This is a genomic window from Streptomyces antibioticus (assembly GCF_002019855.1).
GTDB classification, from domain to species: domain Bacteria; phylum Actinomycetota; class Actinomycetes; order Streptomycetales; family Streptomycetaceae; genus Streptomyces; species Streptomyces antibioticus_B.
The window spans coordinates 3,189,037-3,203,942 of sequence record NZ_CM007717.1 but is presented as its reverse complement, the minus strand read 5'-3'; the positions used below and the strand labels follow the sequence as shown (position 1 = coordinate 3,203,942).

At 72.3% G+C, this 14,906-nt stretch carries 11 protein-coding genes; all 11 read right to left on the bottom strand.

Going from position 1 to position 14,906, the window contains the following annotated elements; all coding sequences use genetic code 11:
- Window positions 1–47: 47 nt before the first annotated feature.
- Window positions 48–1,397 carry a vWA domain-containing protein gene (locus AFM16_RS14150; protein ID WP_078633523.1) on the bottom strand — a complete coding sequence of 450 codons (1,350 nt, stop codon included), beginning with the start codon at window positions 1,395–1,397 and terminating at the stop codon, window positions 48–50.
- 124 nt (window positions 1,398–1,521) lie between these two features.
- Window positions 1,522–2,844 (bottom strand): PP2C family protein-serine/threonine phosphatase, encoded by a 1,323-nt coding sequence (locus AFM16_RS14145; protein ID WP_179123279.1) that lies wholly within the window; start codon window positions 2,842–2,844, stop codon window positions 1,522–1,524.
- A complete protein-coding gene (locus tag AFM16_RS14140; RefSeq protein WP_078633522.1) occupies window positions 2,845–5,352 on the bottom strand; it encodes a serine/threonine-protein kinase in 2,508 nt (835 codons plus the stop codon). It lies immediately after the preceding gene.
- A gap of 2 nt (window positions 5,353–5,354) precedes the next feature.
- Window positions 5,355–6,671, bottom strand: coding sequence for a coiled-coil domain-containing protein (locus tag AFM16_RS14135; protein ID WP_030779638.1), 1,317 nt, complete (start codon window positions 6,669–6,671; stop codon window positions 5,355–5,357).
- 100 nt (window positions 6,672–6,771) lie between these two features.
- Window positions 6,772–7,806, bottom strand: a complete 1,035-nt coding sequence (locus AFM16_RS14130; RefSeq protein ID WP_078633521.1) for a glutamate ABC transporter substrate-binding protein — start codon at window positions 7,804–7,806, stop codon at window positions 6,772–6,774.
- A gap of 14 nt (window positions 7,807–7,820) precedes the next feature.
- Window positions 7,821–9,203, bottom strand: a complete 1,383-nt coding sequence (locus AFM16_RS14125; protein ID WP_030779632.1) for a GlnX family signal transduction membrane protein — start codon at window positions 9,201–9,203, stop codon at window positions 7,821–7,823.
- Window positions 9,204–9,447: 244 nt separating this feature from the next.
- Window positions 9,448–10,422, bottom strand: a complete 975-nt coding sequence (locus AFM16_RS14120; protein ID WP_078633520.1) for an N-acetylglucosamine kinase — start codon at window positions 10,420–10,422, stop codon at window positions 9,448–9,450.
- Window positions 10,413–11,681, bottom strand: a complete 1,269-nt coding sequence (locus AFM16_RS14115) for a 6-phospho-beta-glucosidase (protein WP_078633519.1) — start codon at window positions 11,679–11,681, stop codon at window positions 10,413–10,415. The genes AFM16_RS14120 and AFM16_RS14115 overlap by 10 nt, the downstream gene beginning before the upstream one ends.
- Window positions 11,682–11,688: 7 nt before the next feature.
- A complete protein-coding gene (locus AFM16_RS14110) occupies window positions 11,689–12,546 on the bottom strand; it encodes a carbohydrate ABC transporter permease (protein WP_078633518.1) in 858 nt (285 codons plus the stop codon).
- A 1-nt stretch (window position 12,547) separates the two neighbouring features.
- Entirely contained in the window at window positions 12,548–13,498 is a 951-nt protein-coding gene (locus AFM16_RS14105; protein WP_030779620.1) for a carbohydrate ABC transporter permease, read from the bottom strand.
- Between the two features lie 2 nt (window positions 13,499–13,500).
- Window positions 13,501–14,850: an ABC transporter substrate-binding protein gene (locus AFM16_RS14100; protein WP_179123278.1), complete on the bottom strand. Its 1,350-nt coding sequence runs from the start codon at window positions 14,848–14,850 to the stop codon at window positions 13,501–13,503.
- Between the last annotated feature and the right edge of the window lie 56 nt (window positions 14,851–14,906).

Genomic DNA, 14,906 nt, shown 5'->3' with positions numbered 1-14,906 from the left:
TCCCCCTCTCCTTCTGTTTCCCTCGATGGCCCGCGCGGGGCGCTCAGTCACTTCTTTACACGAACAGTCTTTGTGGACCGGGTCTCGAGCGTCATCTCGTCGGCGTCCGCGACCTTGGCCTTCAGTCGCACAGTACCTGTCGGGGCATCGACCACGTCCACCACCTTCGCAAGCAGTTTCGCAGTATCCGCGTTCCCCGAGACGCTGGCGAGCTGAACGGCCCGGCCCAGTTTGGCCGTTGCTCCATCGAGATCGCCCGCTTTGCGGAGGTCCAGTCCCTGTTGGATGACCTGTGCCAGTTCGGCCTGACCCGTGTAGTGCGCGACCTGCGGGTTGATCGAGGTCGAGGCGGCCATGTCGTCGGTCCACACGGCCTTGACCAGGCCGGGTGCGCCCAGCGCCTGCGCGGTCCCGTCACCGGGGTGCGGCACGACCAGGGAGACCCGGGCGGCGAGCATCTCCTGGCCCAGGCCCGCGGCCGGGACCTCGACGCACACGTGGTAGTCGCGGGACTCGTCGCCCCAGGAACCGGTGGGGTAGTCGCCCGCGCGCGGGCCCGCCTCGGTACGGCGGCCGGTCAGCTCCTCGACCGTCGGGGCGACCTGCTTGACGAACTTCACGGTGGTGCCGACCGGGGTCCACAGCCGCAGCGCGACGTCCGCGACCTCCTTGCCCATCGCCGTCTCCATCATGCGCGTGAAGTCGGCGGCGAGACCGGACGGATCGGCGACTATGTCGGCGGTCCCGAGCAGCGCCGAGGCGATGCCTGTGACTTCTTTCACTTCCCAGTCGGTGCCCACACCGCGGGCGTCACAGGTGAACCGGCCCGCGCCGGCGTCGAGGGCGGCCTTGAGGTCCTGCGGCGACTCGTGCTCATTGCGGCCGTCGGTGAGCAGGATGCCGTGCCGGATGGCGACGTCGGCCGAGGACAGCAGCCGTTCGGCCAGCCGCAGCCAGGTGCCGATGGCGGTGCCGCCGCCCGCGCTCAGCCGGCGCAGGGCCTGCTTGGCCTGTTCGCGGGTCGTGGCGTCGGCGACCGCGAGCCGGCCGCCGCCCGGGTAGACCTCCTTGGCCACATGCGTGCCGCCGATCACCGCGAAGCGCACGCCGTCGCGCAGGGTGTCGATCGCGGCGGCCGTGGCGTCGCGCGCGTTGCGCATCTTGGTCGGCGGGTAGTCCATCGAGCCGGAACAGTCCACCATGATCGCCACGGCGGCGGACGGGCTCTCGCCCGGCGCGTACAGATGCGGCGCGGCGACCGCCCCGCCCACGGTGCCGCCGCCGGTGGCAGTGACCGTCACGATCGCGTTGACCTCGCGGCCGCCCTCCGGCAGGTACTCGTTCTGGTACACGTCCACCGAGAACTGCGGCACGTTCGACTTCGAGAAAATGGCCATACGGACTCGAATCCCCCTTGTGCGCCTCGCTCCTGGGCGAGGCGAAGACTGTGGACGGACCGGTCCCCTCCGGTCCGCCGAGGCGTCCTCGTGCGCTGTGGTGCGGTACGGCTTTTGTGCCGCCTCAGGCGGATCCTGCCCCCTGCGGCGGTGCGGGGAACGGCACGACGGCCACTGTTACGTTGTCGTGGCCCCCGCCGTCCAGGGCGTGCCCGACGAGCACCCGGGCGCAGTGCAGCGGCCGTACGGCCGCGTCGAGGGGCACGACCTCGGCCATCTCCTCGGCGGCCTCCGCGTAGTTCCACAGGCCGTCGGTGCACACCACGACCACTCCGGGCCGGTCCGGCTTGAAGGAGGCGGTGTGCGGCTCCAGTTCGTAGGCGTCCGCGCCGAGCCAGCCGGTGATCGCGTGGGCGCGCTCGTCGGCGTACGCCTCGGCCTCGTTCATCAGGCCCGCGGCGACCATCTGGGCGGCCCAGGAGTCGTCCTCGGTGAGCCGTGCCGCGGGTGCGCCGCGGTCCGCCGGGACCCAGTAGGCGCGGCTGTCGCCGACCCAGCCGACGACCAGGAGTCCGGCGGTGACGACCGCGCCGACCAGGGTGCAGGCCGGGGCGTTCTGGTGCGGGGCGTGCTCGCGGGCGGTGGCGGGTTCGCCGGCGAGCGCGTTGACGGCGTGCGAGGCGGCGACGATCGCCTCGTGCATGGCCGCCTGCGGATGCGTGCCCTGCGGCAGGGCGGCGAGCAGCGACTCGCTCGCCGCCCTGGACGCGGCCAGGGAGGCGTCGTCGGGGCGGGTCGCCGAGGAGACGCCGTCGCAGACGATCGCGACGAGCGCGGGCGAGCCGTCGGGCAGGACGGCGGTGCCGAGGCCGAACGCGTCCTCGTTGCGGTGGTGGCGCAGGCCGCGGTCGCTGACGGCGGCCAGCAGGCCCGGCTCGGCCTCCATGTGGTCGCGTTCGCGGGGCTGGGCGTGCCCGCAGTTCTCGCAGTACCCGTCGTCGTCCACCCGGCCCGCGCGGCAGGCCACGCACACCTTGGCGGGCTCGGGGGCCGGGGCGGAGTCGGCGGCCACCCGGGGGTCGGGCGCCTGCAACGAGTACTCCTCGGGCTCCGCGGGCCGGTCGAAACGCACACCCGGCGCGGGTACGACGGGGGCGGCGGGGGCGGCCTGCGCGGGCGCCCGGGCGGCGGTGGACCAGCCCGCCGTCTCCGGCGGAACCGGCGCGACGGGCGGGGCGGGCACGGCGGGCGGAACCGGTGGCGCCGAGTCGCTCGCCGCGGCGTGCGCCGCGCCGTTCATGGTGAGGGTCGGGTGGTCCTCCGGGTGGGGCGGCACGACCGACAGGTCGTATCCGCACGCTCCGCAGAAACGGTCACCCGCATCGAGCGGCTCCGCGCAGCTCGGACACGTCGGCAGTGCTGCCTGCCGTGGCATCTGCGACATCAACTACACCCACGTCCGGGGGCGGTAACGATTGGCACGTTCCACCAGGTCGATCCTCTCCTCACCGCCGCTCGCCAGCCGGGCGAGCGTGCGGTACGAGCGCTCCAGGCCGAAGCGGAGCCCCCGCTCGTCCAGTTCGCTGCCGAGCAGCGTCCGGCGGCCCTGCGGGCCCGCGCCCTGGCCACCGGAGAGTATCCAGTCGAGGGCGCATCCGAGGACCTCCGCGGACAACTGCTCCCGGCGCGTCGGATCGAGTCCGTACGCGTCCAGCGCCTCGACCTGTGCCGCGCCCGCGGTGAGGTCCTCCAGGAACGGTGTGTCGGAGGCGGCCGCCGTCCGCCGCCGCAGCCGGGCGCGGACGGCCGCGACCCGGGCGGCGGTGTAGTGGATGGAGGACTCCGGCACCGACTCCAGGGTCCGCACCGCGCCCCGCCGGTCCCCGGCGGCCAGTTGCACCCGCGCCAGCCCGAACGCGGCGCTCACATAGCTCGGGTCGGTCGCCCAGACGAGGCCGTAGTACTCGGCGGCGTTGTCCAACTGGCCCAGCACCTCGGCGCACAGGCCGAGCGCCAGCTTGGGCGCGGGCTCGCCCGGGAAGGCGTCGTAGATCGCGTCGAAGGCGAGCGCGGCGCCCTCCTGGTCGCCGGTGGCCAGCGAGGCCACGCCCCGGTACCAGACGACCCGCCAGTCGTCGGGGCGTTCGTCCTCCAGGGTGGCCAGCAGGGTCTGCGCGGCGCGGTGGTCGCCGTTCTCCAGCCAGGCGCGGACCTGCCGCAGCCGGGTCTCCACGGACGGCGCGGGCGCGGCCGCGAGTGCCGTGATCAGCTCGGCCGGCGCGGAGGCCATCAGGCCCGCCAGGAAGCCCGCGTTGGGGTCGGACGGGTCGACGTGCGGGACGGGCAGCGCGAGCCCGGCGGCCGGCGCGGGAACGGCCCGCACCAGACCCGCGAGGACGGCCGGCAGCGGTGCGGCCGAAGTCGCCTCGGGGGTACGCCCGTTCGCGCGGCGGGGCGCCGGGATCCGGGCCCCGAGCCGGGACACCTCGCCGTCCAGCCTCGGGAACAGCTCCGTGTCGGTGACCCTCACCTCGGGCCCGAACAGCGTGGACAGCGCGGGCCGGGCCTGTCCGGTCTGGAGCGAGACGACCTCCCGCAGCACGCCCGTGAGCTGCTCCGCCATCTCCTGCGCGGAGGCGAACCTGCGGGCCGGGTCGGGGTCCGTGGCGCGCACCAGCAGCCGGTAGAACGACTCGTAGCGGCGGAAGACCTCGATGGTGTCCGGGTCGGGCAGCGAGTCCGCGAAGGCGGTCGTGTAGCCCTGGAAGTCGAAGGTCAGGACGGCCAGGGTGCGGCCGACGGTGTACAGGTCGCTGGCCACCGACGGGCCGGCCTCGGCGACCTCGGGGGCCTGGTAGCCGACCGTGCCGTAGATGGCCGACTCGTCGTCGTCCATGCGGCGCACCGCGCCCATGTCGATCAGCTTGAGCTGGTCCTCGGTCTGGATGGCGTTGTCGACCTTGAAGTCGCAGTACAGCAGGTTGCGGCTGTGCAGATGGCCGAGCGCCTCCAGGGCCTCGATGCCGTACGCGCACGCCTGCTCCACGGGCAGCGGGTCCCGCTTGCCCTCCGGGGTGCGGCGGGCGTTGGCGATCTCCTTGAGGGACTTGCCGCCGACGTACTCCATGACGATGTAGCCGTCGAGCGAGCCGGTGCGCTGGTCGAGGTGCTCGACGAAGTTGTAGATCCGCACGATGTTGGCGTGCTCGATCTCGGCGAGGAAGCGCCGCTCGGAGATCGCGGCGGCCATCGCGTCCTGGTCGCCGGTGTCGAGCAGGCCCTTGAGGACCACCCAGCGGTCGGCGACCGCCCGGTCCACCGCCAGATAGATCCAGCCCAGGCCGCCGTGCGCCAGACAGCCGGCGACCTCGTACTGGCCGTGCACGACGTCCCCGGCCTTCAGCTTGGGGACGAAGGAGTAGGGGTGGCCGCACTTGGTGCAGAAGCCCTCGGTGCGCCCCTCCCGTTCGCCCCGCGCGCGGCCCACCGGGGCACCGCAGTCGGAGCGCGAGCAGAACCGCTTGCGCTCGGGCACCTCCGGGTTGTCCAGGACCATCGCGCGCGGGTCGGGCCGCGGCACCTGCGGCACCGCGACCAGGCCGACGCCGAGCCGGGCCCGCCCGGAGGAACCGGCCGTGGAACCGGAGCTGCGCACCGACACCGACCGGCCGGACGTCTTGCCCGACAGGGAGCGCGAGAGGCGGCCGGACACCGAGCGGCGCGACTTCGAGGACTGCGACGACGTACGGGAGCTGCGGGCCGAGCGCGAACTGCCGCTTCCCGGGGCGTCCTTGCCGGTGCCGCCGGCACCCTCGGCGCCGGCCGGTACGGCGGGTCCGGACGCCGCGACGACCGGTGCCAGGCCGCAGGTGTCGCAGTACAGTTCGCCGCCGCCGACGTCCTCGTACGCTCCCTCGCAGCCCGGTCGCTGGCACGACTGCTCCGCCTGGCTCATGGCTACCGCTCCCCCCTGTGGTCCTGAGGTCCGCCCTGGTCCGCGCGCGGCGCCGACAGGAGTTCGGCGGCCGCCCGCTGGTAGCGCTGCACGGCCTGTTCCGCGACGCGCAGATCGCAGGGCGCGCTCCACAGCATCCGCCGCGCCGCGTCGTAGCGCTCGATGAGGAACGGGTCCTCGGCGAGGCCGAGCCGGGCGACCTTCGCCTTGTACGCGTCGAGCCGGCCGCGCAGCTCCGCGCGGACCGCGAGCGGCGCGGTGACCGCCGTCAACGACTCGCGGGCGCGCAGCAGTTCGTCCTCCGCCTTCTCCTCCAGGGACTCCAGGAGCGGGGACAGCCGGTGCCACTGGGCGTGCCTGCGGTACTCGGCGGCCGTCGCCAACTGCTCCTGGAGCACGGTCGGCGGGCCGCTGACCACCGGCACCTCGGTGGCGGCGATCTTCGCCAGCACCTCGCCGCGCGCGGTGCGCGCCTCGGCGAGCGTACGGTCGGCCCGGCTGAGGATGTCCCGCAGCTTCACCAACCGCTGTTCCGCGTCCTGACGGACCGTCAGCACGGCGTCGATCTCCCGCCGGACGTCCTCCAGCGCGCGTGCCTCACGGTCGTACACCGTGGTGTCCGGACGGCCGCCGCCGGGCGCCGAACTGCCCTGCGTGGGCACCCAGTACGCCAGCGGGTCCGACACCACCTCCTCGCGCAGCCGCGTCAGGGTGTGCGTGATGCGCTCCAGGTCGTCGCCCGCCGGGTGCTCGCCCGGGCGGACACCCACCGAGTGCGCGAGGCGCCGGGTGCGCTGGAGCTCGGCGGCCAGTAAATCGATCCGCGCGGGCAGCGCCGACCACACCGCGTCGGCGGCGACGACCATGTCCAGCGACGACGCGTACAGCTCGTTCATCCGGTCGACGAGCGCGGTGAGCGAGAAGCTCTGGCTGAGCCGGCCGGAGCCCTGCGGGGCGGGGACGCCGGCCAGCGCCGACCCGGCGACCGTCACCGACTCGCCGCGCAGCAGTTCCGTCAGCTCGGCCAGGTCCTCACGGCTGGACCAGCGGCGCCGCGAACGGATCTCCCGCGCCGAGCGCAGCGCGTCCGTGTACGCGTCGAAGTACGCCCACAGCAGGGTGATCGACGCCTCGGCGCCCGCCCAGCGCTCCTTGGTGACGCCGGTCAGGTCCGCGCCTTCGAGGAGCCGGCGGCCCGCGTGGTCCTGGAGGGCGAGGAGCGAGGTCTCGATCGCCTCGTGCTCCGCGCCGAGCCGCGCCAGCGCACGGTCGACCTCGTCCCGGTCCATCACCGGCCCGGGGGGTCCCGTGACGCCCATCGATCACCTCTCGTCGCTGTGTCCGACTGTCCGCCGTGTCGGTCTGCCGGGTCCGTCTGCCGTGTGTCTGTCCGTCGGTCGCTTCCTGCCGGTGTTTCCGTCAGCTCGTGCGCAGATACTGCGCGGGCGTGGGCGGTTTCGAGGTCGCCGCGTCGCTTCCCAGTGTGGCCGACAGCCACTTGTCGTACGACGCCTGCCAGCCGTTCGCCCGGTACTCGACCAGGATGCGGTTGACCCGGCGCACCAGATCGTCGGCGTCCTTGTTCATCGCCACCCCGTAGTACTCGGTCGTGAACGGGTCGCCCTTGAGTTCCACCGTGGGGTCCTGGGCGGCCTGGCTCGCCGCGAGCGCGCCGTCGGTGACGACCGCGTCGACCTCGCCGAGCTGGAGCCGCACCAGGCAGTCCAGTTGATTGGGCACGACGGTGTCCAGGTCGACGCTCTTCGGTATCCGGCCCGCGTCGCGGTCCTCGGTGAGCTGGGTGTTGGCGGTCGAACTGGCGGCCGTGCACACCTTCTTGCCGCCGAGCGTGTCGTCGTAGCCTTCTACGGGCGAGGACTTGGGGGCGAGGAGCTGCTGTCCGGTCGTGAAGTAGGGCGCGGAGAACGCCACGTCGGAGAGGCGGCCGCAGGTGATCGTCATGGTGCGGACGACCATGTCGACCCGGCCCTCCTGGAGGGCGGGTATGCGCTGGTTGGTCGGGATGGCCTTGAACTGGACCGCGTCGGGGTCGCCGAGGATGTCCTGGGCGATCCGGCGGGCCAGGTCGATGTCGAAACCCTCCAGCTCCGCCCGGGTGTTGTTGGGGTCGCGGTAGCCCCAGCGGTAGCTGTTCTGGTCGACGCCGACGATCAGCTTGCGCTTCTCCCCCTGCCGGGCCTTGATCGCGGCGATCGTCGGACCGTCCGCGGCGGACGGGGACAGGGTCTGCTTCTCCGGGGCCTCGCACGTGTCGTCGGCCGCCTGCGCGCCCGCGGCGGCGCCCGGCCCGCCGAGGCCGTCCGCCGCGCCGTCCCCGTGCGACTGAGTGAGCGGCAGCAGCAGGACGAAGGCCAGCGCGAGGGCGCAGATCGCCGCCATCGCCCCGACGCCGCCCCAGCCCTTCAGACCGGCCCGCACCCGTCGCGCACGCATCCTCACGCCCCCTCTCACCGGTACTCCGACAGCCTGCGGCCGATGCCGAGGACCGCGCCCGCCGCGCCCAGCACGGCGAGGACGGCCGCGCCGGCCGTCAGACCGGTCATCGCGTCCAGACCGTCCCCGGCCGCCTGCCGGAACTCGGTCTGCTCATGGGCGAGCGCCTTCTCCAGATTCGACTCGACACTGTCGAAGCACTCGCCGGTCGCGCCCTTGCCGCCGATCACCAGGGCCAGCGCCTGCTCGTAGTTGCCGTTGTCGTCCTGCGCGCGGGCGGCGGTGTGGCGCTTCTTCCACTCCGCCATGTTGCTCTCGGCCGAGGTGACCGGCTGCTCGCCCGCCCGGTCGTCGGCGAGCCGGGCCGCCTGCGCGAGGCCCTTGCCGAGGGTGGCGATGTCGGAGGAGAAGTCGTGGTCGTACCGGTCGACCGTCACCTCCTTGCCGTCGGCCGTCACCTTCGTCGTCTCGGCGCCGCGCGCCACCAGGGTGAGGTTCTCGTTGCCGCGGGCCTTGAGGGAGGCGATCCGGGCGTCGTGCAGGACGTTCAGCGAGCGGACGCCGTGGTCGTAGGAGTCGTTCAGCCCCGCGCGGGCCACGCTGTGGCCGATCACCAGCCAGAGCAGGACGACGGTGGTGGCGGCCGTGGCCGCGACCAGACCGTGGTTCAGCAGGCGGTTGGTGCGTCGATAGGTGCGGTGCTGGGCCCAGGCCAGCGCGGCCAGCGCCAGGACGCCCAGCGCGATCGCCGCCCACGGGTAGGGCGTGGCGTCCGCGTAGTCGTCCTCCAGGCGCTGGTTCTCCTTCTTGTAGAGGTCCTCCGCGGCCGGGAGCATCTCGTCCTGCATCTTCTCGTTGGCGTAGCGCAAATAGGCGCCGCCGACCGGGAAGCCCTGCCGGTTGTACGTCCGCGCGCGCTCCACCAGGCCCTTGTACTCGGGCAGCAGGGTGTTCAGTTTCGTGATCGCGGCGGCGGAGGGGGAGCCCGGGTCGGCGTTGTTGGCCGCGGTGATCAGCTTCGCGGCGGCCTCGTCGATGTCCTCCTCGTAGCGCCGCCGGGACTCCGCGGTCTCCTGGCCCCCCGCCAGGAAGCCGCTGGAGGCCGCGGTGTTGGCGTCCGCGAGGGAGCGGTAGATGTCGGCGGCGGCGGTGCTCAGCGGCTGGCTCTTGTGCAGCACGTCGTCGGCGGCCGCCTCACGGTCGGCGGTCTGCCAGGCGGTGACCGCGCCGAACGCGACCACGAGGAGGGCGAGCAGGGCGCCGATGATCCGCAGACGGCCCGGTTCGGTGGTCGCCGCGGCGCGCGCCCGGTCCACGCCCTCGGCGAAGGCCGTACGGCGCGTGGGCGGTGGTGCGGTGCTCGATGCCGGCTGTGCCACGCTGTTGACCTCCCCCATGGTCATGTCCCGCCGCAAGTATCGCTGGTGGGAGTGACAATGCGAACCCCGGTCGCCCGGATCTTGATCGGATCGCAGCGACCCCCGCCCATGAAAACGCGATGGGCGTGTGTTCGGTTCCTTCCGGGGGCGGTTGTCCGTCCAGACGAGGACGCCGGACACGGGCGCCGGACGCGGACGCCGTCGTGCCTGGTCGGGTGCCGGGGACGGCCCGGCACCCCGGCGGGCGCCGCGTCCGGAGGGGCTACTCCGCGTCGAAACGGGCGCGCGTCCTGCGCTGGGCCTCCGCTCCCGCCGCCAGCCGGTCCAGACCCAGCAGCGCCGCGCCGAGCACCGGGCGGGCCCGCACCACCCGCACCACGGCCTTGGGCGCCCGCTCCGCCAGCAGGGCCCGTATCCCGTCGTCCAGCAGCGGGTGACCGGCCGTCAGGACCCCGCCGCCCAGCAGGACCGGGGTCTCCTCGGCCAGCAGATCGAGCCGGGTCAGGGCGACCAGGGACATCGTGGCCACCTCCCGCGCCAGCCGGTCCACGAGCGCGACCGCCACACCGTCGCCCGCCGCGGCCGTCGCGAAGAGCACCGGCGTCAGCTCGTGCCGGCGCGCGTCCGGGATCAGGCCCAGGTGCAGGGCCTCGATCAGCGCGTACATGGTGGGCAGCCCGAAGTGGCCCGGCAGCGCCCCGGCCAGCGCGGTCGCCTCGCCCCGGCCGTCCTCCGCGCGCGCGGCGTGCCACAGCGCCTCCTCGGCCAGCCCCCAGCCGCCGCCCCAGTCCCCGGACAGCCGCCCCAGGGCCGGGAAGCGGGCGGTACGGCCGTCGGGGCGCATCCCCACGCAGTTGATGCCGGCGCCGCACACCACGGCCACGCCCCGGGGTTCGGCGACCCCGGCCCGCAGGATCGCGAAGGTGTCGTTGCGGACCTCCACGGAGGCGCCCCACGCGCGCGCGTGCAGCGCCGCCGCGAGCCGCTCCTCCTCCACCGGCAGGTCGGCGTTGGCCAGACACGCCGACACATGCGCCACCGAGCTGACCCCGGCGGCCGTGTACGCGCGCGTGACGGCGTCCGCGAGGGCGTCCACCGCCGCCTCCACCCCGTCCGCCGGGGGCCGGAAGCCGCCGCCGCGGACCGTGGCGAGCACCTCCCCGTCCGCCGCCACGACGGCCACGTCGGTCTTGCTGTTGCCCGCGTCGATCGCGAGGACACTCGCCGTCAGGCCCACGCGAGATGCTCCCTGTTGTGTGCGATCAGCCGGTCGGTGAGCCGATCGGCGAGCGCGTACTGACCGACCAGCGGATGGGACAGCAGGGCGCGGAACACCCGGTCGCGGCCACCGCGCAGCGCCGCCTCCAGCGCCAGGTCCTCGTACGCCGTCACCTGGGCGATCAGACCCGCGTACAGCGGGTCCACGGGGGCCGCCGTCGGCAGCGGGGCGGCACCCTTGGAACCCACCGCCGCCTGCACCTCGATCACCGCGTCGTCGGGCAGGAAGGGCAGCGTGCCCGCGTTGCGCGTGTTCACCACCTGGTACGGGCTGCCCGCACCGGTGAGCAGCGCCGCCGCCAGGTCCACGGCCGCCTCCGAGTAGAAGGCCCCGCCGCGCTGTGCCAGCAGCTCCGGCTTCTCGGCCAGGTCCGGGTCGCCGTACATCTCCAGCAGCCGCCGTTCCATCGCGGCCACCTCGGCGGCCCGCGACGGCTTGGTGCGCAGCTCCTCGACGACCTCGTCATGGGCGTAGAAGTAGCGCAGGTAGTACGACGGGACCACGCCGAGCCGGTCCAGGACGGCGCGCGGCAGCCGCAGGTCGGCGGCGACGGCGTCGCCGTGTCCGGCCAGCAGGCGCGGCAGGACGTCCTCGCCCTCGGGTCCGTCGAGCCGTACCGCGGTCTCCCAGGTCAGGTGGTTGAGGCCCACGTGGTCCAGGTGGACGGCCGACGGGGCGACCCCGAGCAGGGCGGCGAACTTCCGCTGGAAGCCGATCGCCACATTGCACAGGCCGACCGCGCGGTGGCCCTCCTGGAGGAGGGCGCGGGTGACGATGCCGACCGGGTTGGTGAAGTCGATGATCCAGGCCCGCGGGTTGGCCCTGCGGACCCGCTCGGCGATGTCCAGGACCACCGGGACGGTGCGCAGCGCCTTGGCGAGACCGCCGGCGCCCGTGGTCTCCTGGCCGACGCAGCCGCACTCCAGGGGCCAGGTCTCGTCCTGCTCGCGCGCGGCCTGGCCGCCGACGCGCAACTGGAGCAGCACGGCGTCGGCGCCGTCCACCGCCGCGTCCAGGTCGGACGTCGTCACGATCCGGCCGGGGTGGCCCTGCCGGGCGAAGATGCGCCGGGCCAGACCGCCGACCAGGCCGAGGCGTTCGGCCGACGGGTCCATCAGCACCAGCTCCGTGACGGGCAGGGTGTCCCGCAACCGCGCGAAGCCGTCGATCAGTTCGGGTGTGTAGGTCGATCCGCCGCCGACCACGGTGAGTTTCACAGGAGGTTCAACCCTTCACTCCGGTCAGGGTGACGCCCTCGACGAACGCCTTCTGCGCGAAGAAGAACACGAGGATCACCGGGGCCATGACCAGCACGGTGGCGGCCATGGTGAGGTTCCAGTCGGTGTGGTGGGCGCCCTTGAAGGACTCCAGGCCGTAGGACAGGGTCCACGCGGCCGGGTTCTCCGAGGCGTAGATCTGCGGGCCGAAGTAGTCGTTCCAGGCGTAGAAGAACTGGAAGAGCGCGACGGCGGCGACACCGGGCTTCGCCATCGGCAGCACCACCTTCAGCAGGGTCCGCAGCTCGCCGCAGCCGTCCACCTTCGCCGCGTCCAGGTACTCGTTCGGGATGGTCGTCAGGAACTGCCGCAGCAGGAAGATCGAGAACGCGTCGCCGAACGCCATCGGGACGATCAGCGGCCACAGCGTGCCCGACAGGTCCAACTGCTTCGCCCAGAACAGGTACATCGGGATGACGACCACCTGCGGAGGCAGCATCATCATCGAGATCACCAGCATGAGCGTCAGATTCCGGCCCCGGAAGCGGAACTTGGCCAGCGCGTACGCCACCGGGATCGACGAGACGACCGTAAGGACTGTTCCCAGTCCCGCGTAGAGCAGCGTGTTCTTCCACCAGGTGACGAAGCCCGGGGTGTCGAAGACCTTCCGGTAGTTGGCCCATTCCCAGGTGTGCGGGATCAGGTCCCGGCTGAGCGCCTGGGAGTCGCTCATCAGGGACGTCAGGAACACGAACACGAAGGGGAGGGTGAAGAAGAGGGCGGCCGCCACGCCCAGGGAGTGGACCGCGATCCACTCCAGGAGCGTCCTGCGGCGGGCCGCCGCGATGCCGGCGTGCTGCGCCATGTCAGTCACCTGCCTGGATGAGACCGCCCCGGCGCCGCATCAGCAGCGCGGTGAACGCCATCGACAGGGCGAACAGGACCAGGGCGACGACACAGGCGGAGCCGTAGTCGAAGCGCTGGAAGCCGAGGTTGTAGACGAGCTGGGGGAGGGTGAGCGTGGAACGGTCGGGGTAGCCGGGCTCGAACATGGTGCCCGCGCCCTGGATCACCCCGGAGGCGACCTTCCCGGCCACCAGGGGCTGTGTGTAGTACTGCATCGCCTGGATGACACCGGTGACGACGGCGAACATGATGATCGGCGAAATGTTGGGAAGGGTGACGAACCGGAACCGCTGCCAGGCCGACGCCCCGTCCAGCTCCGCCGCCTCGTACTGCTCGCGCGGTACGTCGAGCAGCGAGGCCATGAAGATCACCATCAGGTCGCCGACGCCCCACAGCGCCAGCAGGGTCAGGGCCGGCTTGGACCAGGTGGGGTCGTTGAACCAGCCCGGCGCCGGCAGGCCGGCCCGCTCCAGGATCGAGTTGACCGGGCCCGTACCGGGGTTGAGGAGGAACGCGAAGGCCATGGTGGCCGCCACGGGCGGGGCCAGATAGGGCAGGTAGAAGAGGGTGCGGAAGACCCCCGTCGCTGTCTTGATCTTCGTGATGAGCAGACCGATCCCGAGTCCGAACAGGACCCGCAGACCCACCATGATCACCACCAGCCACAGGGTGTTGCGCAGGGCCGGCCAGAACAGGGGGTAGGACTCGAAGACGTACGCCCAGTTCTTCGTCCCGCTCCACTCCGGCGGCCGGAAGCCGTCGTAGCGCATGAACGAGAAGTAGACCGTGGACAGCATCGGGTAGGCGAAGAAGACCGTGAAGCCGATCAGCCACGGCGACAGGAAGGCCGTGGTGCGAAGCGCCGCCCTGCGGCGCTTCGCCCTCAGGGCGGGGGAGGCCGTCGTGCTCATCGCTACTTCGCCTGCGCGATGTCCGTGTCGATCTGCGCGGCCGCCTTCTTCAGGCCCGCCGTCAGGTCGGTGACCTTGCCGCTCTCGTAGTCGTAGCCGAGCTGCTGGATCGTGGTCAGGTAGACACCGCCGTTGACCGAGGCCGGGGAGGTGGTGGAGTTCGGGTTCGCGGCGATGTCGAGGAAGGTCTTGAACCGCGGGTCGTACGTCAGGTCCGGGGACTTCAGGGCGGCCAGCGTCGAGGGCACGTTGTGGATGGCGTTGGAGAAGGCGACGACCGCGTCCGTGTCGGTGGTCATGTACTTCACCAGTTCCCAGGCCGCGTTCTGCTTCTGGCTGGTGGCGGCGATCCCGGCGATGGTGCCGGTGATGTACCCCTTGCCGTACTGGTCCGCCTGGTCGTCCGGGACGGGCAGCGGGGCGACCCCGATCTCGAAGTCCGGCTTTGCGTCCAGGGCCATGCCGAGGCGCCACTCGCCGTCGAGCTGCATCGCCACCTGGCCGGTGTGGAAGGGGTGCTTGGGGCCCCACTCGTCGCCGAGGCCGGAACGGTACTTCTCCAGCCTCTTGAAGCCGCCGAGTCCGTCCACCAGCTTCTTCTGGAGGGTGAAGGCCGCCGGGACCGCCGGGTCGGTGGCGATCGTGGACTTGCCCGCCTTGTCGAAGTACGTCGGCGAGAACTGGCCCAGGTAGTGCTCGGTGGTGGTCTCCCAGCCGTGGTAGTTCGGCATGAAGCCGAGCTGCTCGTAGCTGTCGCCCTGGGGGATCGTCAGCTTCTTGGCGTCGGCCTCGAACTCGGACCAGGTCTTGGGCGGGCCGCTGATGCCGGCCTTCTCGAACGCCGTCTTGTTGTAGTAGAGGCCGTAGGCGTCGCCCAGCAGCGGGACGGCGCAGCGGTCGCCCTCGAACTGGGTGTACTCGTTCATCGCCTTCGGGAAGGTGGTGTCCGGGTCGACGCCCGCCTTCTCGAAGAAGGGGTTGAGGTCGACCAGGGCGCCGGAGGAGCAGAACTTCCCGACGTTGTTGGTGGTGAAGGAGGAGATCACGTCCGGCGCCTTGGTGCCGCCCGCCCGCAGTGCCTGGTTGATCTTGTCGTCGGTCATGTTGCCGACGACGGTCACATGGATGTTGGGGTGCGCCTTCTCGAAGCCGTCGACCAGTGCCTGCACGGCCTTGACCTCGCCGGGCGCGCTCCACGCGTGCCAGAAGGTGAGGGTCGTCTCCTTGGACGCGTCGTCGTCCGCGCCGCCGGCGGAATGGCCGGTACAGGCGGTGGTGCTCAGGAGGAGGGCGGTGGACGCGGCGAGGGCGAAAGCCGCTTTTCGGACCGCTGAGGGTATGCGTGTGGGCATGACGGAGCCTCCCAGAGGTGGGGCGGGACGGGTGTGGTGAAGGGAAGGGGCCTTGC

Bases quoted from the DNA above. Each gene is read 5' to 3' on its own strand.
- AFM16_RS14140 (WP_078633522.1), bottom strand. From the start codon at position 5,352: ATGAGCCAGGCGGAGCAGTCGTGCCAGCGACCGGGCTGCGAGGGAGCG.
- AFM16_RS14100 (WP_179123278.1), bottom strand. From the start codon at position 14,850: ATGCCCACACGCATACCCTCAGCGGTCCGAAAAGCGGCTTTCGCCCTC.
- AFM16_RS14150 (WP_078633523.1), bottom strand. From the start codon at position 1,397: ATGGCCATTTTCTCGAAGTCGAACGTGCCGCAGTTCTCGGTGGACGTG.
- AFM16_RS14135 (WP_030779638.1), bottom strand. From the start codon at position 6,671: ATGGGCGTCACGGGACCCCCCGGGCCGGTGATGGACCGGGACGAGGTC.
- AFM16_RS14125 (WP_030779632.1), bottom strand. From the start codon at position 9,203: ATGGGGGAGGTCAACAGCGTGGCACAGCCGGCATCGAGCACCGCACCA.
- AFM16_RS14105 (WP_030779620.1), bottom strand. From the start codon at position 13,498: ATGAGCACGACGGCCTCCCCCGCCCTGAGGGCGAAGCGCCGCAGGGCG.
- AFM16_RS14110 (WP_078633518.1), bottom strand. From the start codon at position 12,546: ATGGCGCAGCACGCCGGCATCGCGGCGGCCCGCCGCAGGACGCTCCTG.
- AFM16_RS14130 (WP_078633521.1), bottom strand. From the start codon at position 7,806: ATGCGTGCGCGACGGGTGCGGGCCGGTCTGAAGGGCTGGGGCGGCGTC.